General features: G+C 62.2%; 19 protein-coding genes and 1 pseudogene. 1 reads left to right on the plus strand and 19 read right to left on the minus strand.

The window, feature by feature from the left end:
- Positions 1 to 876: 876 nt before the first annotated feature.
- From FJ039_08975 to FJ039_09045, 15 genes are all read right to left on the minus strand, one after another.
- A complete protein-coding gene (locus tag FJ039_08975) occupies positions 877 to 1,683 on the minus strand; it encodes an inositol phosphorylceramide synthase (GenBank protein ID MBM4406294.1) in 807 nt (268 codons plus the stop codon).
- A 248-nt stretch (positions 1,684 to 1,931) separates the two neighbouring features.
- Positions 1,932 to 2,474, minus strand: coding sequence for an NUDIX hydrolase (locus FJ039_08980; GenBank protein MBM4406295.1), 543 nt, complete (start codon positions 2,472 to 2,474; stop codon positions 1,932 to 1,934).
- Between the two features lie 31 nt (positions 2,475 to 2,505).
- Positions 2,506 to 3,348, minus strand: coding sequence for an NAD(+)/NADH kinase (locus tag FJ039_08985; GenBank protein MBM4406296.1), 843 nt, complete (start codon positions 3,346 to 3,348; stop codon positions 2,506 to 2,508).
- A 72-nt stretch (positions 3,349 to 3,420) separates the two neighbouring features.
- The gene (locus FJ039_08990; protein ID MBM4406297.1) at positions 3,421 to 4,878 is read right to left on the minus strand and encodes an NADH-quinone oxidoreductase subunit N; all 1,458 of its coding nucleotides are present in this window, start codon (positions 4,876 to 4,878) and stop codon (positions 3,421 to 3,423) included.
- A gap of 1 nt (position 4,879) precedes the next feature.
- Entirely contained in the window at positions 4,880 to 6,289 is a 1,410-nt protein-coding gene (locus FJ039_08995; GenBank protein ID MBM4406298.1) for an NADH-quinone oxidoreductase subunit M, read from the minus strand.
- Positions 6,290 to 6,340: 51 nt separating this feature from the next.
- The gene (nuoL, locus tag FJ039_09000) at positions 6,341 to 8,293 is read right to left on the minus strand and encodes an NADH-quinone oxidoreductase subunit L (protein ID MBM4406299.1); all 1,953 of its coding nucleotides are present in this window, start codon (positions 8,291 to 8,293) and stop codon (positions 6,341 to 6,343) included.
- Between the two features lie 3 nt (positions 8,294 to 8,296).
- The gene (locus tag FJ039_09005) at positions 8,297 to 8,494 is read right to left on the minus strand and encodes a hypothetical protein (protein ID MBM4406300.1); all 198 of its coding nucleotides are present in this window, start codon (positions 8,492 to 8,494) and stop codon (positions 8,297 to 8,299) included.
- A 4-nt stretch (positions 8,495 to 8,498) separates the two neighbouring features.
- Positions 8,499 to 8,807 (minus strand): NADH-quinone oxidoreductase subunit NuoK, encoded by a 309-nt coding sequence (nuoK, locus tag FJ039_09010; GenBank protein ID MBM4406301.1) that lies wholly within the window; start codon positions 8,805 to 8,807, stop codon positions 8,499 to 8,501.
- Positions 8,807 to 9,307, minus strand: coding sequence for an NADH-quinone oxidoreductase subunit L (locus tag FJ039_09015; GenBank protein MBM4406302.1), 501 nt, complete (start codon positions 9,305 to 9,307; stop codon positions 8,807 to 8,809). Before FJ039_09015 ends, nuoK begins: the two co-directional genes overlap by 1 nt.
- A gap of 2 nt (positions 9,308 to 9,309) precedes the next feature.
- On the minus strand, positions 9,310 to 9,801 hold the full coding sequence (locus tag FJ039_09020; protein MBM4406303.1) for an NADH-quinone oxidoreductase subunit I: 492 nt from the start codon (positions 9,799 to 9,801) through the stop codon (positions 9,310 to 9,312).
- Between the two features lie 3 nt (positions 9,802 to 9,804).
- Positions 9,805 to 10,971 carry an NADH-quinone oxidoreductase subunit NuoH gene (gene nuoH, locus FJ039_09025; protein MBM4406304.1) on the minus strand — a complete coding sequence of 389 codons (1,167 nt, stop codon included), beginning with the start codon at positions 10,969 to 10,971 and terminating at the stop codon, positions 9,805 to 9,807.
- Between the two features lie 113 nt (positions 10,972 to 11,084).
- Complete coding sequence (locus tag FJ039_09030) at positions 11,085 to 12,188, minus strand: NADH-quinone oxidoreductase subunit D (GenBank protein ID MBM4406305.1); 1,104 nt, start codon at positions 12,186 to 12,188, stop codon at positions 11,085 to 11,087.
- Positions 12,189 to 12,190: 2 nt separating this feature from the next.
- Entirely contained in the window at positions 12,191 to 12,643 is a 453-nt protein-coding gene (locus FJ039_09035) for an NADH-quinone oxidoreductase subunit C (protein MBM4406306.1), read from the minus strand.
- Positions 12,636 to 13,205 (minus strand): NADH-quinone oxidoreductase subunit B, encoded by a 570-nt coding sequence (locus tag FJ039_09040; GenBank protein MBM4406307.1) that lies wholly within the window; start codon positions 13,203 to 13,205, stop codon positions 12,636 to 12,638. Before FJ039_09040 ends, FJ039_09035 begins: the two co-directional genes overlap by 8 nt.
- A gap of 90 nt (positions 13,206 to 13,295) precedes the next feature.
- Positions 13,296 to 13,667, minus strand: coding sequence for an NADH-quinone oxidoreductase subunit A (locus FJ039_09045; protein MBM4406308.1), 372 nt, complete (start codon positions 13,665 to 13,667; stop codon positions 13,296 to 13,298).
- A gap of 279 nt (positions 13,668 to 13,946) precedes the next feature.
- Between FJ039_09045 and hflB the strand changes: the two are divergent.
- A pseudogene (hflB, locus tag FJ039_09050) lies at positions 13,947 to 15,790 on the plus strand (ATP-dependent zinc metalloprotease FtsH).
- Between the two features lie 21 nt (positions 15,791 to 15,811).
- Here hflB and FJ039_09055 read toward each other — a convergent pair.
- From FJ039_09055 to selB, 4 genes are read right to left on the minus strand one after another with little or no spacing between them, the layout of a single operon-like run.
- Complete coding sequence (locus FJ039_09055; GenBank protein ID MBM4406309.1) at positions 15,812 to 16,384, minus strand: hypothetical protein; 573 nt, start codon at positions 16,382 to 16,384, stop codon at positions 15,812 to 15,814.
- A gap of 45 nt (positions 16,385 to 16,429) precedes the next feature.
- Positions 16,430 to 17,014: a hypothetical protein gene (locus tag FJ039_09060; GenBank protein ID MBM4406310.1), complete on the minus strand. Its 585-nt coding sequence runs from the start codon at positions 17,012 to 17,014 to the stop codon at positions 16,430 to 16,432.
- Positions 17,015 to 17,018: 4 nt separating this feature from the next.
- Positions 17,019 to 18,263 (minus strand): DNA double-strand break repair nuclease NurA, encoded by a 1,245-nt coding sequence (locus tag FJ039_09065; protein MBM4406311.1) that lies wholly within the window; start codon positions 18,261 to 18,263, stop codon positions 17,019 to 17,021.
- A gap of 2 nt (positions 18,264 to 18,265) precedes the next feature.
- Positions 18,266 to 20,125, minus strand: coding sequence for a selenocysteine-specific translation elongation factor (gene selB / locus FJ039_09070; GenBank protein ID MBM4406312.1), 1,860 nt, complete (start codon positions 20,123 to 20,125; stop codon positions 18,266 to 18,268).
- Position 20,126 lies beyond the last annotated feature (1 nt).

Here is a 20,126-nt window from a genome sequence, read left to right on the forward strand (position 1 = left end):
GGGTCGCCGCCGTGACGCCCAACTCCCGGGACAGCGCGTCCAACTCTTCCCCATGCAGCAGCCGCATCACCGCTCCGCTCTTGCGCCGAGAGGAGAATCTCCCTCGCTCAACGCGGCCTCGATCAAGTGCTCCCTCGCCCTTTCCATCCATCATGGACACCTCCTTGAGTTTGTGGCATCATGCCCCAATTCCGTGTCCAAGAAAATCCTAGGGCGGGGGACGCCCGATATCGGTGGTGACATACCTTTTGCCAACATTTCTATATACCGTTGATTCCGACGCCGTGTCGCAAGCTGTTGCCAGAAGCCATGCCGTGATAATAAGAAGGAGAAGCTTCGCGGAGTCTACTAGGGTCATTTGGGAATCGGCTCAGGTACAGCTATAGGGCCGAGTTGCTGGAATGTCATAAAAAAATCACTCTGGATAGCGTAACGTCCACCGGGAGACGCTAAGCGGACGACTGGTGTGTCCTTTCGGTTTATGAGATTCGGACTAAGAGTGACCTTCCCCCGTCTCTAGTATCAGGGGAGATTAGAGTGCCGTGGTTGCGTCAGGATACTCCCATGGAGTGAGGTGCTTCAATGCGCTGCGGAGTTTCACCTCGTTGTAGCCCCGTTGCAATCCTCGGTGACCCCCTGGCATGTTTCACGCTCAGGAACCGGTTCGTGTTGAGTCACTCAACCCTGAAGCGCCCGTTAGAGGTGGGCTGGCTTCTCCGATGAAATCGGAGCCCTTCGGGGAGGCCAGCGCCTACCGGGAGGAAGTGGGTTGCGGGGGCAAGCCAGGGGAAGTGGGCGAGCCGCGCTACACACAGAGGAAGAATGGGACGCTTGGCTCGCCCCTACGGGAGGGTGGGTTGCGGGGGCAACCGGGGGTTAGGGCCGGAGGCGCAGGAGGCGGAGGAGGCGCGCGCGATCGGGGAAGAGGGCGCGGTAGAGGAGGTACGAAAGGGCGATGATGCCGACGCCGCCGACGGCATCAAGGATGTAGTGGTTGGCGGTGAGGACGATGGTGAAGAGCATGGCCACGGGGTAGATGACGCCGCAGAGCTTCCAGAACCAGTGCCTGCTGGTGAGGAAGAGGATGGAGATGAGGAGGGCCCAGCCGAAGTGGAGGCTGGGCATGGCGGCATATTGGTTGTAGAAGGACTCGGAGCCCGGCTTGGAGATGATGCTGCCGTTCATGGCGAGGATGTCCACCATGCCGCTGCGGGTGTCCTCAAAGCGCGGAGGGGCAAGGGGGAAGGCGGAGAAGACGATGAGGGCGAGGAAGAGGCTGACGAGGATGACGCTGCGATAGCGCTTGTAGCGGTCGCGGTCGAAGAGGTAGACCATGGTGGCGGTGGTGAGGATGATGGGCATGTAGCCGAACATATAGAACCAGTTGGAGAAATCGAGGCTCCATTCGGCGTGGTCGAAGGCCCACCGCTGCCAGCCAGGCTCCCAGTAGATGTGGAGGGTCTTTTCGAAGTCTATGAGCCGTTCAGCGTTGAGGAAGGCTGTGGTCTGCGCCGTGGGGACGACGAGGTTGCGAACGATGAGATAGATGCCATAGGCGCCAAAGAGAAGGATAAGCTCTTTGGCCAACTCGACGACGGCGGCCTTGGAGGAAACAAGTCTCACCCCAGAGAGAGGGCTAGGGAGGGCGAGTGATTTCCTGGAGGATTCGTCGGTTTGGTACATGAGCTTTATATGTAACGCCGATCTGACGGGGAGCAAGGTCACGAACCGATGTTCAGCGACTTAGCCACCCTCTCCTCTCGGGCTTCGTTCGAGTTCCTCTCCCATCAAGGGAGAGGGGTTCATGGGCCGAGCTTCCTCTGCAAATCGGCTCATACGCTGCCGCGAAGACAAGCAAACACTCCGTCGAACATAGCGTAGCTTGGGGAAGATTGCAAGATTGAGCCATGCTTGATTCGTGCAGGCGTGAATTATGTTCCAGAGCGGGACTTGAGGAGGTAGAGGTAGGTAAGGAGGCCGACGATGCTTTTGGCATCTTCGATGCGGCCTGTGCGGATGAGAGCGGGAATCTTGGCAAGGGGCACCGGCTCGACCTTGATGTCCTCATCGTCGTCGTGCTGAAGGCGGCTGGGCGAAAGGCCGGCGGCGATGAAGAGGTGCATATATTCTTCGCAGAAGCCGGGGACGGTGAAGAAGCCGATGATGCGATTGAGCTTGGCGGCCTTGTAGCCGATCTCCTCCTGCAGCTCGCGCTGGGCAGTCGCCCGGGGCTTTTCCCCATGATCCAGCCCGCCTGCGGGCAGCTCCAGGAGGGCGCGGCCTGCGGCGTGCCGGTACTGGCGGACCATGAGGACGCGGCCCTTTGCGTCCAGGGGAACGATGACGACAGCACCGCGATGCTCGACGATGGCGCGCTCGAGGTGTTTGCCCTTTTCTTCGACGGTATCAACGCGGAGGTTGATGACCCTGCCTTCGTAGATGCGCTTGGTGGCGATGACGCGGGGCTTGGGCATGGAGCTCCTGGGGAAGCGGCGCGAAGGAAGGCTATGAGCGCAGGTTGAGCCGCTGGGTCAAGGTCTGGTAGAAGTGGGAGGGCGGATTTGCTCGGAGGAAGCGGGCAACCTGGCTACCGCGCCAGCCGGTGACGACATCGCCTTTGCGAAGCTCGACGTGTATCTGGCCATCGAGGCTCACGAGGGCTTGATGGTCGGTGCTGACGCACATCTGGACCTTGGTCCCGGCGCGGAGAACGAGGGAGTTGCTGAGGGAGAGGTGGGGCGAGACGGGAACGAGGACGAGGCTGGTGCTGCGGGGGTCCAGGATTGGGCCGCCGACGGCGAGGGCGTAGCCGGTGCTGCCGGTGGCGCTGGCAAGGATGACGCCATCGGCGTTATAGGTGGTGACGTGGGCGCCGTCTATGGAGACGTCCACGGTAATCAATCTCGCAAGCGCACCTCGGCCGACGACGGCTTCGTTGAGGGCCCAGGAGCGGTAGGTGGACTTGCGGCTCCCTTTGGTCTGAGCGATCTCCACCTCAATGATGGAACGCTCTTCGATCCAGCCCTTGCGATTGAGGTAGCTGGGCACCTTCTCCAGGGCTTCCGCCGCGCCGCGAAGCTCCGTCATGAAGCCGAGCTTGCCCATGTTGACGCCGAGGATGGGAAGGCTGCGAGGGACGGCGATGCGGGCGGTGCGGAGGATGGTGCCATCGCCGCCGACGGTGATGAGGAGGTCGGCGGCGTCCGCGAATGCGCCGGAGGAGCGCTCCTGGACGGTGGTGAAGAGGGCGCACTGGTGCCGGAGGCCCTTGAGCTTGATCGCGAGGGCTTTGGCCAGGTCTACGGCGGCCTGGTTGCGTTCGTTATAGATGATGCCGATGCGCCTCATGGGGCTATAACTCTCCCGGAGAACAGAAAATCGAGTCTACGGGCGCACTTCAGGGCTGTCAAACGCGGAGCGTTAGCTGCTGAAGCCGCTGACGGCGCGAAGGGCGAAGTCGAGGAGGAAGGCGGGGGCGACGCCGAAGAAGAGGACGCCCGCAGAGGCGGCGACGAGGGAGAGGGCCAGGGAGGGAGAGGATTCGGGAAGCTCTTGGTCCTCCTTGCCGGAGCGCTCCATGTACATGGTCTTGATGATGCGGAGGTAGAAGTAGGCAGAGGCGACGCTGTTGATAGCTCCGGCGACGATGAGCCAGAGGAGGTTGGCTTCGGCGGCGGCATTGAAGAGGTAGAGCTTGGCCCAGAAGCCGACGGTGGGCGGGATGCCGGTAAGGGAGAGGAGGCAGACGGTGAGGAGGGCGGCATCGCCTGGGGCGCGCTTGCCCAGGCCGCGATAGTCGTCTATGCGGTAGCTGTTGAGCTTTTTGGCGATGGCGATGACGGCGAAGAAGGCGCCGAGGTTGGTGAAGGCGTAGCCGACCAGGTAGAAGAGGACGCCTTCGGCGCCGATGGCATCGCCGCCAGGGGTGCGTGCGGCGACGGCGGCGAGGCCGATGATGATATAGCCCGCATGGGCAATGGTGCTATAGGCCAGGAGGCGCCGGATATCGTTCTGGAGGATGGCAACGAGGTTGCCGATGGACATGGAAAGGACGGCGAGGAAGGCGAAGAGCATGCTCCAATCGAGGGAAAGATCGCCGAAGGCGGCGTTGAAGACGCGGAGGATGACGGCGAAGCCCGCCGCCTTGCTGGCGACGGAGAGGAAGGCGGCGACGGGGACGGGCGCGCCCTGGTAGACATCGGGCACCCACATCTGGAAGGGGAAGCTGGAAATCTTGAAGGCGAAGCCCGCGGCCATGAAGACGACGCCAGCCAGGAGGGCGGGACTATCGAGGAGGCGCGTGACAGGAAGGTTATCGGCTATCGCGTCCAGCTCCGTGCTGCCGGTGACGCCGAAGACCATCGCCATGCCGTAGAGCATGACCGCCGAGCTGATGCCGGAGAGGACGAGGTACTTCACCGCGGACTCCGTGGAGGGCTTGTCCTTGGAGAAGGCGACGAGGGCGATGGCAGAGAGGGTGCTGAGCTCCAGCGCGAGGTAGACGGTCATAAGCTCGCGGGCGGAGGCGAGGAGCATGAGGCCAGCGGTGGAGAGGAGGATGAGCGCATAGAACTCGCCCTGCCGCCTGCGGAAGCTCGCGGCGGCATCCTGGGAGGCGAGGATGACGGCGGCGGCGACGCCCAGAAGGAGGAATTTGAAGAAGAGGCTGAAGGAGTCTAAGCCGAGGAAGCCGTTGAAACCGCGCTCGCTGACGTCCCAGAGGCTGATGGAGAAGCCGAGGGAGAGGCCCAATGCACCGAGGGCAAGCGCAGCCACGGCGGCTTTGTTCTTGATGAAGAGATCGGCGACGATGACAAGGAGCGCGACGCCGACGATGCTAATCTCAGGGGAGAGGAGGTAGAAATCGCGTACCGGCATGTTAGGCACCGCCTCCCAAGAGGTTGACGATGGGCGCGATGCCGACCTTGAAGGTGTCCGTCACGAGGGCGGGATAGATGCCGACGATGAAGATGGCCGCCAAGAGGCCGACCATGGGGACTATCTCCATCGCATCGGCATCGGGCGTCGTGGCGAATCGTGGTTTTTCCGGGCCGAAGAAGACACGCTGGACGGTCCAGAGGATGTACCCGGCGCTGAGGACGATGCCGAAGATGGCGAGGATGGTGGCGATGCGGTAGACGCCGAAGGCGCCGAGGAAGACGGTAAGCTCGGCGACGAAGCCGCTCATGGCCGGCAGGCCCAGGGAGGCGAGGCCGCCAAGGATGAAGCCTAAGGCGAGGAGCGGCGTCTTGTTGGCGAGGCCGCCAAGATCGGGGATGTGGCGCGTGCGGGCCTTTTCATAGATGGTCCCGGCGAGCATGAAGAGGAGGCCGGTGATGGTGCCGTGGGTGAACATCTGCAAAGCCGCGCCGTTGAGGCCGACTTCGCCGAGGGAGGCGATGCCCAGAAGGACAAAGCCCATGTGGCTGACGCTGGAATAGGCGATGAGGCGCTTGAGATCTTTCTGCCGGAAGACCATGAGGCCACCATAGAGGACGTTGACGACGGCGAGGGTCGCCAGCAGCCATGCGTAGTCATGGGCGACATCCGGGAAGAAGCTGACGCAGAGGCGGAGGATGCCATAGCCGCCCATCTTGAGCATGACGCCGGCGAGCATGACGCTGCCCGCGGTGGGAGCATCGGTATGGGCATCGGGCAGCCAGGTATGGAAGGGCCAGATGGGCAGCTTCACGGCGAAGGCGGCGAAGAGCATGAAGAAGGCCAGGGACGCCGGGATGAGGGACATCTCGAAGGGGCCATCGCGGAGAGCCATCATGTCGAAGGTGCTGGTGGAGAAGTAGATGGCGAGGATGCCGGCGAGCATGAGGGCACTGGCGGCCATGGTGAAGAGGACAAACTTGATGGCCGAGTATTCCTTGCGGCCGCTCCCCCAGATGGAGATGAGCATGTACATGGGGATGAGCTCCACTTCCCAGAAGAGGAAGAAGAGGAGCATATCCAGGGAGACGAAGACGCCGAGGATGCCGCTCTCTAGGAGGAGGAGCCAGAAGAAGAACTCCTTGACGCGCTTGTGGACGTGCCAGGAGATGAAGACGCCGGCCACCGCCGAGAGGGCGGTGAGGGTGACCAGGGGCGCGCTGAGGCCATCCACGCCGATGAAGTACTCGACGTTGAAGGCCTTGATCCACTCGTTGCGCTGGACGAACTGCGGGCCGTCTATGCCGAGATCGAGCCGGGCCCAGACGATGAGGGAGAGGACGAGGGTGGCGATGGAGAAGGCGGCCGCCATCCAACGGGCCTGGCGATCGCTGCGGGCGCAGAGGGCCATGAGGATGGCGCCTGCGGCGGGTAGGAAGATAAGTGAAGTAAGAACCACGGTTTAGCCCCAGACCCAATATGCGAAGAGGATGACGACGATGCCGATGGAGATGACGGCCCCGGAGACCTGCACCTGGCCGTTCTGCATAACGGCGGGAATCTTGCCGAGGTTGCGCGTGACCAGGCCGGTGAAGTTGCCGACGCCGTCCACCGCCCGGTCAACCAGCTCCGTGACTCCGGCAACGGTGCCGAGGAGGAGCCTGCCGACGATGACGCGCTCGTAGAGGTGGTCAATGTACCAACGGTTGGCGAGGAGGGTATAGACGGGCTTGAAGGTTGCGCCCACCTTGGCGGGAGAGATCGCGCCGCGAACGTATATGAGATAGGCAAGGCCGAGGCCCGCGACACCCGCGATGGAGGCGGTGATAGCGACGCTGCCGGAGAACTTCTCCGTCTCTCCGCCCAAGAACTCCGTCATCCAGTGGCCGGGGATGCCGAGTAAATCGCCGGGCATATCGGCAAGGCCGGAGGCGAAGGCAGGGATGGCCAAGACGGCGAGAGGGATGAGCAAGATGGCGGGCGACTCGTGGAGGTGCGGCTCGTGGCGGCCGCCGGCATCGTGGGCGTGGGCATCGTGATGGCCCGCTGCCTTGGCTTCGGCCTCAGCGCCGCCGCGATAGGCCCCGGTGAAGGTCATGAACATCATGCGGAAGACGTAGAAGCCGGTAAGGACAGCCGTCGCGACGCCGAGCCAGAAGAGAATCTCGCCGCCCTGGATATGGTGGGTTTCCTGCGCCGAGTGGAGGATGGCGTCCTTGCTCCAGAAGCCCGAGAAGGGCGGCAGGCCGATGAGGCTGAGGCTGGCGACCATCATGGTGATGAAGGTCCAGGGCATGACCTTGCGAAGGCCGCCCATGTAGCGCATATCGTAGGTGTGGACGGCGTGATGGATGCTGCCCGCCCCGAGGAACAAGAGGGCCTTGAAGAAGGCGTGATTGAAGAGGTGGAACATGGCGGGGCCCTGAGCGCCGACGCCGAGGGCCATCATCATGTAGCCGAGCTGGCTGACGGTGGAGTAGGCCATGACGCGCTTGATATCGTTCGAGACGAGGGCCATGGTTGCGGCAAAGAGGGCGGTGCCGCCGCCGATCCAGGCCACGGTGGTCAGCGCGGCCTCCGAATGCTCGAAGAGGAAGAAGGTGCGCGCGACGAGGAAGACGCCTGCCGCCACCATGGTGGCGGCGTGGATGAGGGCGCTGACGGGCGTGGGGCCTTCCATGGCGTCCGGCAACCAGACGTGAAGGGGGAACTGGCCGGACTTGCCGACGGCGCCCGCGAAGATGCCCAAACAGAGCCAGGTGAGGCCGACGCCTGCGATGGCTCCGGCCTCAACGGCCTCTTTCAGGCCTTCCAGTTCGAAGGTGCCGGTGGCGACATAGGCCCAGAGGATAGCGATGAGGAAGCCAAGATCGCCGAAGCGGGTGACGATGAAGGCCTTTTTTGCGGCATTGGCGGCGGAGGGTTTGGTGAACCAGAAGCCGATGAGAAGGAAGGAGCAGAGGCCCACCAACTCCCAGAAGACGTAGATGAGGATGAGGTTGGAAGCCATGATGAGGCCGAGCATGGAGGCGGTGAAAAGGGACATGGCCGCGAAGTAGCGGGCGTAGCTCTTCTCTCCGCGCATGTATTCGGTGCCGTAGAGCTGGACGAGGAGGCTGACGCCGGTGACGACGATGGCCATGACGGCGGTGAGGGAGTCCATGACGATGCCGACTTTGATCTCGAGGCCGCCGATGGTGAGCCAATCGTGGGTGTGAAAGTCCAGGTTGTGGTTGGCATCGTTGATAACGGTGCCGAAGGCGAAGAGGGAGAGGACGAAGGAGCCTCCGACGGAGAGGAGGGTGATGTAGCCAGCGCCGCGCCACTGGGAGCCGACAAAGGGCCGCAGGGCCGCTATGGCGACAAAGGAGGCCAGCGGCAGCAGGAAGATGAACCAGACGGCGATCTCGGACATCGGCTAGATCTTCCTCAAGATTTCCGCGGCCACGTGCTCACGACCCCGGGGCACATAGACCACAAATTTCGTCGTCTCGCTCCAAGCGCGAACATCGCCCTCCGGCAGGATACGGGCGGGCAGACCCTCCGCTTCGAAAAGCTCCTTCCACATCTCCGCCATCAGGAGATTCGGGGCTGTCTTGTAGGGCATCCAGGACATAGCGCTATCCCTTCAGACTGTTCTCGGCTGTGACGTCCACCGTCTCGCAGTTGCGGAAGATGGCGATGACGATGGCGAGGCCGAGGGCGACTTCGGCAGCCGCCACCACGATGATGAAGAGGGTGAAGATGTGCCCGGTGAGAAGGCCCGGCGTGACGAAGCGGGCGAAGGCGATAAAGGCGAGGTTGACGGCATTGAACATGAGCTCCAACGACATGAGGATGGTGAGGACGTTGCGCTTGAGAAGGGCGCCTGTCATCCCGATTGCGAAGAGGATTGCGGAGAGGACGAGATAGTGTTCGAGGCCGGCCATTAGTCCTCGTTCTCCTTGGCGATGACGATGGCGCCGATGACGGCGGCGACGAGGACGACGGAGGCGATCTCAAAGGGCAAGATGAACTTATCGAAGAGGGTGTCTGAGATGAGGGCGGTGGTGTTCTCCGCCGGGGCTTCGCCGGAAAGTGTCCACTTGGTGTTGGTGAAGATGACGATGAGGGTGACGGCGAAGAGGACGCCGAGGAAGACGACCCAGCGCGTCTGGCGGTTGGAGGGGTTGCCCCTCTGGACATCGCGGGTGAGGAGGACGGCGAAGATAAGGAGGATGGAGATGGCGCCCGCATAGATGAGGACTTGAGCGGCGGCGACGAAATCGGCGTTCAGGGTGACGAAGAGGCCCGCCATAGAGAGGAAGGTGACGACCAGCAGGAGGGCGGCGCGGAAGATATCGCGGATGAGGATGACGCCAAGGGCAGAGGCGACGGTCACGGCGGCGATGATCCAGAAGGCGATGGAGGCTCCGGTGGAGACGTGCATGGCTAGCGGCCTGCCTCCCCGCTTTCAAGGGAGCTATCGCTCTTATATTCGACGCCATGGAGATGGGGGCGGGCGAAGGCGCTGGGGCGTTTATCGGCAGTGCGCAGCTCATCGGCGTGGACGACCATGCTCTTGCGGGTATAGGTGCCGCGCTCGAAGTTGCTGCCCATGTAGAGGGCGTCATAGGGGCAGGCTTCCACACAGAGGCCGCAGAACATGCAACGGCCGGTGTCTATATCGAAGACTTCCAGCTTGTACTTGTTGCCGACGTTGGGATCGGGCGCCTGGGAGGTCTCGATCTTGATGGTGCCCAGGGGGCAATACTTGGCGCAGGAGGCACAGCCGGTGCATCGATCTTCGTACCAGACGAACTCATAGCCGCGGAAGCGCGGATGGAAGGGAGCCTTCTCCTCCGGGTACTGGACGGTGAAGGGCTTCTTGAAGAGATAGCTGAGGGTGATGCCGAAGCCTTTGATAATCCCGCCGCCGTACATGGCTTAGCCTCCCCTCGCTACCGTGCGCACGCCATTGACGGCCTCGCCGGGAGGAACGTAGTCGCCGGAGAAGGTGAGCTTACGCGTCTGGGCCTTGAAGCCCATGAGTTTGGCGAAGCCGATGACCGCCGCGAAGGCGACGCCGATGTTCACGGGGATGAGCCATTCAGGCAGGCCATCCGGGAAGGCGATGACCTCCGCCGCAGTAACGAAGAGGTTGATAAAGGCCAGGGGCAGAAGGAACTTCCAGCCGAAGGCCATAATCTGGTCCACGCGCATGCGGGGAAGGGTGGCGCGTATCCAGATAAAGCCGGAGATGATGAAGCCCATCTTGAGGAAGATCCAGATATAGCCAGGCAAAAAGACGGGGCCCTTCCAGCCGCTGAGGAAGAGGGTGGAGATGATGGCGGAGAAGCCGATGATGGCGGCATATTCGCCGAGCTGGATGAGCGCCCACTTCATGCCGCTGTATTCCGTGTGGAAGCCGGAGACGAGCTCTGAATCGGCTTCGAGCAGATCGAAGGGAGCGCGGTTGAGCTCGGCGGAGACGGCGATCATGAAGATGAGGAAGCCGAGAGGCTGGAAGAGGAGGTTCGGCACATATTCCTGGTTGCGCACGATATCGCTGAGGTTCAGTGTGCCGGCCAGAAGGGCAACGGCGCCGATGGAGAGGACCAGTGGAACCTCATAGGTGACGAGCATGCCGACGGCGCGCATAGCGCCGAAGAGAGAATACTTGTTATTGGAGGCCCAGCCGGCCATGAAGACGCCGACCTCGGCCGCGGTGGTGACGGCGACGATGTAGAGGATGCCGATGTCCAAATCGGCCATGACGGCGTGGTCGGCCCATGGGATGGGAGCGAACATGAGCACCACAGGGATAGCGAAGACGAGGGGCGCGAGGGCGTGCATCAGCTTATCGGCCGCTGAGGGAGTGACGTCTTCCTTGGTCATGAGCTTGAGGGCGTCCGCCAGGGGTTGGGCAAGGCCGAAGATGCCGACGCGGTTGGGGCCGATGCGGTTATGGAAGCGGCCGAGGAGCTTGCGCTCCAGGAGGACGACATAGGGGACGCCGAGGGCGGCGATGTTGACGACGATGAGAGCGCCAGCGATGCCGAGGATGAGGAAGATGGCCCAATCGGGAAAGCCGCCTGGGGATGCGCCGCCCATGGAGCGGCAGAGGCTATCGCCGAAGCGGGGGAAGAAATTGAGGACCCACTCCTCCCACTGGTTCATCCCATCGAAGAAGCCGGGCGGCTGGCAGCCTGTGGCGAGATGTTCCATCAGCGGTCAACCTCGCCCATGTTGACATCCAGACTGCCAAAGATGGTGATGAGGTCTTGCATCTTCCAGCCGACCAGCATCTCCTTCAGCAGGTTCAGGTTGATGTAGGAAGAGGAGCGGATGGCACACCGGTAGGGGGAGACACCGCCATCGCTCACCAGGTAGAAACCGAGCTCGCCCTTGGGACCTTCGATAGAGCCGTAGGCATCGCCCTTACGGGGTCGGAGGAGCATGGGGAGGTCTACGCGGTGGGGGCCAGGGGGCATCTGCTCCATGCACTGTTTGATGATGCGGACGCTCTGGCGCATCTCCTCCAGGCGGACGAGAAAGCGATCATAGTTATCGCCGACGGAGCCGACGGGTATCTCGAACTTCACCTTGCCATAGGCCTCATAGGGATCGGACTTGCGGAGGTCCCACGCGACGCCGCTGGCGCGGAGGACGGGGCCGGTGATGGAGCCGTTGATGGCGAGATCGGCAGGCAGGATCCCGACGTTCTTGGTGCGGGTGATGAGGATCTCGTTTTCCCGCAGGAGGCCCTCGTACTCGTCTATATGGGCGGGCATCTCATTGATGAAGGTAGTGAGATAGGGCATGAACTCGGGAGGGAGATCGGCGTTGACGCCGCCGACGCGCATGTAGGAATAGGTGATGCGCGCGCCGCAGGCCATCTCGAAGAGATCGAGGATCTTTTCACGCTCGCGGAACATGTACATGATGGGCGTGGCAAAGGCGCCGAGGTCCTGGAGGAAGAAGCCCTGGGCCATGAGGTGGCTAGCGATGCGCTGGAGCTCCGCGATCATGGTGCGGATATACTTGGCGCGCTCCGGGGCCTCTATGCCCATGAGCTTTTCCACCGCGACGCAGTAGGCCAGGTTATTGGACATGGCGGCCAGGTAATCAAGGCGGTCGGTGAGGGTGATGACCTGGGTGTAGGTGCGCTCCTCAGCGAGCTTTTCCGAGCCGCGATGCAGATAGCCGAAGACGGGCTCGATATCCTGAACGACTTCGCCATCAAAGGCGACGCGCAGGCGAAAGACCCCGTGGGTGCTGGGGTGCTGCGGGCCGATATTGACGATGATCGGTTCGGTTTTCAGCGCCATGGCTAGGGTCGTTGCAGGAGGAAATCTTTGCGAAGGGGGTGGCCCTCGAAGCCGTCCCAGGTGAGGATGCGCTTGAGCATGGGATGGCCTTCGAAGCGGACTCCCATCAGGTCGTAGACTTCGCGCTCCATGAGGTTCGCGCCGCGCCAGACGCCGTAAACGGAGGGGACGACAGGGTTATCGCGGTTGTAGGCGCGGGTCTTTAGGACGAGGCGATGGTTCTTCCGCAAGGAGGTGAGCTGGTAGACGACCTCAAAGTAGTCTATGTAGTCAGCCGCGGTGAGGAGGGCAAGGAAATCAAAGGCAAGGGATGCGTCATCCCGAAGGAAGCGGCAGACTTCGGCCAGGGAGGCGCTCTTCACCCAAACGGTGCTGCCCTGAGCGTCAGCAACGGCATCAGGAAAGCGCGCCTTGATGGCCGCAGCGACTTCACCTGCCGGGAGGGACTTAGTCACGGACCATCTCCCGCTGGAACTTCACGCTGCTGCGCTTCACCTTTTCATGGAGCTTCATGATGGCGTAGAGGAGGGCATCGGGACGGGGCGGGCAGCCGGGGACGTAGACGTCCACGGGCACGATGCGGTTGACGCCGGGGACGACGCTGTAGGATTCGTAATAGGGGCCGCCGCTGGTGGCGCAGACGCCCATGGAGATGACCCAGCGCGGTTCGGCCATCTGGAGGTAGATACGCCGGATGGGGACGGCCATCTTCCAGGTGACGGTGCCCGCGACAATCATGAGATCGGCCTGGCGAGGAGAGGCGCGGAAGGCCTCCATGCCGAAGCGGGCGATATCGAAGCGGGTCATGGCGCTGCTCATCATCTCGAAGGCGCAGCAGGCGAGGCCGAAGGTGAGGGGCCACATGGCATTCTTGCGGCCCCAGCCGACAAGGGCGTCCACAGAGGTGACCATGACGTTCTTCTGGAGGTCATCCGGGACGATGATGGGGTCGTCTTTGTATTGGCGCGGCGACTCCAGGATGAGCTTGTTGACTTCTGCCCCCTCTTCCCTGTCCATCTGGAGGGAGAGCTCGCGCGAGAGGCCGCCCTGGTAGCGGCGCAGCTCGCTGCTCATGCCGAGGAGGTGGCTCTTATCGTCGGGCATGGGCTACTTCCACTCCAGGGCCTTCTTCTTCCAAGCATAGGCGAGGCCGGCGAAGAGGATGGCGACAAAGACGAGCATGGCGAAGAAGCCGAACCAATCCACACGGCGGATGTTCACCGCCCAGGGGTAGATGAAGACGGTGACCACATCGAAGATGACGAAGAGGAGGGCATAGAAGTAGTAGCGGAAGTTGAAGCGGACCCAGGAGCCGCCGATGCTCTCCATGCCGCACTCGTAGGTCTCGTTCTTGGTCCTATCGGGGCGCTGAGGCTTGACGCCGGCGAGGGTAAGGGCGAGGGGGATGAGAAGCATGCTAGCTGGGACGATTATGGCGAAAATCATGAAAACGCCCAGCAGCCCAAAGTCGCTCAGCATAGTGGCTACGCCCGTTCCTTTATGTCACTATCGGGGGTGCCCGACAGAGAAAAAAGAGCCTTTTTTACCTTGGCAGGGGACTATAGCATAGGCCGCCAACGGATTGCAAGTGAAATAAAGCACAAAGTAGATTGCGGCCCAAGGCACCTATCACGCAGGCCACGGCTACCCGCAGTCCGCCTTCACGCAACTTTCACGACCTTTCGGCGTAGAATCACGCCATACCCTGTTACGACCTTTAGCCTTTGGGCGAAAGCGTGAAGAGGCTTTGCACTAGAAATCGAGGATCATGTGCCAACCGAGCGAAAGAGATCCCCGCTTCTGCCATTTCTAGTCCTCGCGATCATCGTCATCTCGTTCCTGCTCGTCTTTCTTCCCCTCGCCGGAGGGGAGCAGCCGAAGGAAAAGAGCTATAGCGAGTTTGTGGCCGCAGTGGAGAGCGGGCAAGTCTCCAAGGCGGAGATCGGCGAGACAAGCATCCTGTGGACGGCGGCGAAGGCGGAGTTCAAGACCAAGCGTGTCCCGGGCGTTGATGATGCGACGCTCCTGGAGAAGCTGGAGGCGGCGGGCGTTGACGTTTCGGGCAAGCCGAAATCTACGAGCGTCTGGCCGACAATCATCGGCTGGCTGATCCCGATAGGGATGGTAGTGCTGCTTCTCGCCTGGTTCAGCTATGCGAGAGGGGGAGGGACGGTTACGAGCTTTGGGAAGAGCAAGGCGCAGCTGGTGAGCAGCACCAAGGTCGCGGTGAACTTCAATGACGTAGCAGGCGTGGACGAGGCGAAGTTCGAGCTGCAGGAGATCGTGGATTTCTTGCGGCACCCGGAGAAATACCAGCGACTCGGCGGAAAGATCCCCAAGGGCGTCCTCCTCCTTGGCCCGCCGGGGACGGGGAAGACCCTGCTGGCGAAGGCAACTGCAGGAGAGGCCGGCGTCCCCTTCTTCAGCGTCACTGGAAGCCAGTTCGTGGAGATGTTCGTCGGCGTGGGGGCGGCCCGCGTGCGGGACCTCTTCGAGAATGCGAAGCGGCAGGCGCCGTGCATCGTCTTTATTGACGAGATTGACACGATAGGGAAGTGGCGCGGGCCTGCCAGCATGATCGGTGGGCACGAGGAGCGCGAGCAGACGCTGAACCAGCTGCTGGCAGAGATGGACGGTTTCGATACTTCGGCGGGCATCATCATTATGGCTGCCACGAACCGGCCGGACCTCCTTGACCCGGCGCTGACGCGCGGGGGCCGGTTCGACCGGCAGGTGACGGTGGACCGTCCCGACCTGACGGGGCGCGAAGCAATTTTGAAGGTGCACGTACGCCATCTGACGCTTGATCCGACGATTGACCTGCATGCGCTGGCTTCGGCCACCTCGGGACTGGTGGGGGCCGACCTGGCGAACATCGTGAACGAGGCGGCGCTGCTGGCCGCACGCCGGGGCGCCGAGAAGGTGCAGATGCAGGACTTTGAGGCAGCAATCGAGCGCGTCATGGCGGGACTAACACGCCGAAGCCTGGTGATGAGCGTGAAGGAGAAGGAGACGATCGCCTGCCACGAGACGGGCCACGCGGTGGTGGCGACGCTGCTGCCGCATGCCGACCCCGTCCACAAGGTGACATCGTCCCGCACGGCACGGCGACGCTCAGGATGACGATGCAGCTTCCGCTGCAGGACAGGTTTGTCTATACGGAGGGTGAGCTGAAGCACCGCCTGGCGACGCTCCTGGGCGGACGGGCGGCCGAAGAGGTGCTCTACGGCACGCGGTCAACGGGGGCGCACGACGACCTACTCAAGGCAACGGACCTGGCGCGGAGGATGGTTTGCGACTTCGGCATGAGCACGAAGGTGGGGCCCATCGTGTACCAGCACCGCGACGAGCTACGATATCTGCCATCGCCGACGGCGGGGATGAACGTCTACACGAGCGAAAGCTCGGCAAAAATCATTGACGAAGAGGTCCGGGCCTTTGTGGAAGAGGGGCTGGCAGCGGCGACGAAGCTGCTGCAGACCCACCGGGAGGCGCTGGTTGAGCTGACGGCGGAGCTGGCGAAGAAAGAGGTAATGCCGGGGGAGCGGGTGCGGGAGCGCCTGGCGCGGGATGCAGGGATCGCGGCGGCCGGCGCTCGTTAGCCAGGGAGATAACCCAAGCTCTCACCAATCCACAGCAGATGAAAAGTCCTGTGAGAATCCGTCCGGCGCCGGCCCAAGAGTATTTGGGATAACTGCGTCTGAGACGAGCCACCCTATAAGGAAAAGCGCTGCGGTGATCTGGGCTTCAGTCAAGCCGCTCCTCCGCAATCCTTCGATATCTCTGCGGTTTGTCCTGTGGGATCGCGCGCATATCTTGTCAGCAAGGCGCACCAGCCGCTTTTCCCGATTGCTGAGTCCCGACCAGTCCCGCTTACGAACGACGTCAATCACCCTCCGCTTGGTCCAGCCAGTGATCCTCCATAGAATCCAAGCGTGGTTCCGAGTCACATAGGCGCACTTGAGCCGATGAGTGATCCGCGTCAGCATCAGCTCGATTTCTTTATTCGATAGCCCACTCCGATCCATGGCAAGATGTCCAAAATCCAGCCATGCTTTCGCGATCTCCGGCTGCAGACTCCACGCCTTGGTCAGGTTGGGCGGTTCTGCTAGCCCTAGGCTCTTTGCGAAGCGCTCGTACTGCTCTCTGAGCAAACCCTGCGCCTCGCCCACCGGGACTGTTTTCACGAACGACATAGCCCACCCCCGAATAACGCCCAAGAGGACGCATCCGCAATCGCGTTACCCCTTCAGCATCCGCAGTATCGTGTTGAGTCGGCGACTGTCTTGAGCAAGGAGCCTGGCAAGCTCTTTCCCGGCGCGCACGAGGTAGTCCTTTTCGTTATGGGCTGTTGAAGCGAGGCGGAGGCAGGCGGCCAGGGCAGCATCGCGGTTCTCCGCTTCGCTGTTCAGCAAGGCATCGAGGAAGTGGAAGACGGCAGTGAAATCCTGGGTCTCTTGCTTTGCGGCGACGTGGGCGAAGCCGTGAATCTTGGCAGGGCGCGGCGGCAAGGTGTGACGCACGCCATTCTTATCTCTATAACCAACAACGAGAGCTGTGAAATCGGTACGGAGGAGTTTAGTCAGCTCCGGGTGCTCTTTATAAACGTCGTCGGCTGAGGCAAGCTCTTCGCCGAGGGCGAGGGCCTTGCGCGAAGGGTCAATCCCTGCGGTGGCGGCATTGTGAACGACGCCGAAGATGAGGAGGTCGCCATCGGCAACGATGACGAGACTGCCGAGCGGAGGCGGCTCGCCGAGTTTGTGGCAGTGGACCGTGAAAGAAGCGGTTGAGGCCTCCACAACTTCGCCGAGCTTTTCAGTAGTCATCACATCAGACCGCCCTTATACGTTTGCTGCGCGCCTTGGCCGAGGTGCGGCCTATGCCTTCGGCAAGGAGCATGCCATCGAGGAGGCGCTGAAAGTTTTGCCGATCGCCGATGGTGACGACGGCGGCCTCATGGGCCTCTTGGAGGGCAAGGGGATAGCCGCGCCCCTTTTTACACTGGTCGAGAACGGCGGCGTGGAGGAAATCTACCGCTTTTGCATGGCGGGCGACCCAGGCCGGCATTTCGAGCCGGGCGATTTCATCGCCTACGTTCATATAGAAGAAGCAGACCGCGTGGGGGCCGTAAGACTGCACGACTGGCGCTTGAGTGGGAAAGAGCGCGGAGCGCTCACCGACGTCAAGAAGCTCAGCAAAGAGGTCAGCATCCGTGAGGCCCTTGGCAACGGCATCGCACTCTTGCTTGCCGGGGCCGCCCTTGCCGCAGAGGAGGTCGCAGCCGGCCTCTTCCACGCCCGCATGCGGGCAGTGGACAGCGCGGAGGAGGTTCACGACCTCATGGCTGCCTGGCTTACTGATGTAGCCAGCGAAGGCGACGAGTCGAGAGAGGCTTTGGTCGCGGAGCCTATGGAAGGCCTTAAGCAAACCATTCTCCAGGAGCCTTTCGCGCACATAGTCCTCATAGCGGCTGCCGGTGTAGATGAAGCGGATAAGGGTACCATCAAGGAGGGCGAGGGCGGGAAGGGACGGATCCATCGCAGAGAGGCGATCGGCGAGAGCTTCGGCTTCCAGGACCATGCGCGATTCGCCAAGGAGCGTCTCATCTATCTGCTGCTGCTTGAATGCATCTTCCGGATGGGCAATGACCAATTCCTCGGGCGTTGCAAAGAGCCGGGGCTGGCTGAAGATATCGGCCTCGGGCATCCTGCCGTAGCGGAGCGCGATGCCGCCGGTATTGAGAAGGAAGTAGCGCGCCTCGCCATGGCGATCAGGCTCGATCTGGGAGCCATCCGTGGCAACGGCTGTGTAATCGGCTGGCAGATCCGGGGCGCGATAGACGGCATCGAGAGGATCATTATCGGGCAAGGCGGCCATGGGCCAGGTGAGTTTGCGTCGTGGCGGAAGGGAGGCTCTGATGCGTTTGTGCAGAGCTTCAAAGGGTACCTTGCTCAACGGGTCACGCAGTTGGCGCAAGGCGGCATCGAGCCGTTTCCGCCGCTCTCCGCCGCCAGCCTTAAGAGATTCAGCCATCTTGGCGATCTGCGGTGCGGATTTCCCTAGGTCGAGAGCCATGACTATCTCAGGACCCGCTCATCGCCGACGCGGCGGGTGATGCGCTGCTGATCGAGATATTCGAGGAAGGACTGGACATATTTCCTGCTGGTGCCGAACATATCGCGGACTTCCGCAAGGGTGATTTTGCCGTTGGCTTTGAGCCTGGCGGTGGCCCTATCGAGCATAGCCTGATACGCCTCCGCCGTGAAGACGACATCGGCGCTGGTTCGGACGACTTTGCCCTGTTCAACGAGGAAGGCGAGTGCTTCCGAGTTGATCTGCACATCGCCGGGCGGGCTGAAGGGCGACGCGGCGAGGGCCCTCAGATAGCCATCGGCCTCTTTCTGCATGGCAGGGGAGAGCTTGGGTTGATGGGCGTGGAGGCGCAGGAGCGCGCCGTCTTCGGCGAGGGTGTTGGCGGCGATGAGGCGCTGAAGGACGAGGGCGAAGACGGGCGCGGCGAGGCTGAGGCGGTTGCGCACCTCTTCCTTCGGCATGCCGCGGCGGAGGGGAAACTTTTGGTGGTGGTCGGCGAGAAGGGCGCGAAGGGATGAGGAGAGCTTTTCAAAGCCGGGCTTGCTGTAAAGGATGGACTGCTCGTAAATAGAGCCTGGGCCAAGGACGAGAGCCTGACCCTCTTTCACAAGGCCTTCAATGGCGGCCTTCACCTTGTCCCAAGAGAGGCTCGCGGCATCTACAAGAACCTTGGCCTGGCAGGGCTCGCTGGAGGCGATGGCCTCCAGGACGATCTCTTCGGGCGTTCCCGCCTCAAGGACTTCGAGTCGCTCCACGGTCTCTTTACTGAAGCGTTTGTGGCGCTGGGCTTTCGGCTCGACGACTTCGCCGCCGCCGATGGTGCCCCAACCATTGCGAAGGATGAAGAGATCGCCTTTGACGATGGCGGCGGGGCGGGCGAGCTTGACCTGGGCCCAGGCGGTCTCGCCTGGCTTCAGCTCGTCGGAATCGAGGAGGCGAACGCGGGCAGGAAGCTCGGAGGTTTGGACGTAGAGCGTGACGACGGCATTATGCTTCAACAGAGGAGCACCGCGGGTAAGCTGGACGCGGGCGTCAAAGGCGATTGTGGTAGTAAGCCAGCCGGGGGTCGCGACGACATCGCCGCGCTCAAGCTGGGCGTGGTCAACGCCGCTGAGGTTCACGGCGAGCCTGCGTCCAGGGGAGGTGGAGTCTAGCTTTTTTTTGTGCGTTTGGAGGCCGCGGATACGGGCCTGCAGTCCCTTGGGGACTACCTCAACCTCCTGGCCAACGCTGAGGCTGCCATCCAGGAGGGTGCCGGTGACGACGGTGCCGAAGCCGGTCATGACGAAGGAGCGGTCTATGGGAAGTCGGGCGCGGCCGATGTCCTTGCGCGGCTCCGTCTTGGCAAGACGCTCAGCAATGAGCTTCTTCAGATCAGGCAGGCCTTCGCCAGTGAGGGAGGAGACGGCGATGATAGGCGCATCTTTGAACGTGGTTGGGGTGACGGCCTGCTGGACATCGGCCTTGACGAGTTCGAGCCAATCCTTATCTACAAGGTCTTTCTTAGTGAGGACGATGATGCCGGACTTGACGCGGAGGAGATCGAGGATGGCGAGGTGTTCGCGCGTCTGGGGGGCGACGCCTTCATCGGCGGCGACGATGAGCATGGCGAGGTCTATGCCGCCGACACCAGCGAGCATGTTGCGGACGAGGCGCTCGTGGCCGGGGACGTCCACAACGCCGACCTCTTCGCCGTTGGGGAGCTTGAGCCAGGCGAAGCCGAGGTCAATCGTCATCTCCCGCGCCTTCTCTTCCTTAAGGCGATCGGGGTCAATGCCCGTCAGGGCTTTGACGAGGGTGGACTTGCCGTGATCAACGTGGCCTGCGGTGCCGATGACGTACATA

It is taken from the genome of Chloroflexota bacterium (assembly GCA_016875535.1).
Lineage (GTDB): Bacteria > Chloroflexota > Dehalococcoidia > SHYB01 > SHYB01 > VGPF01.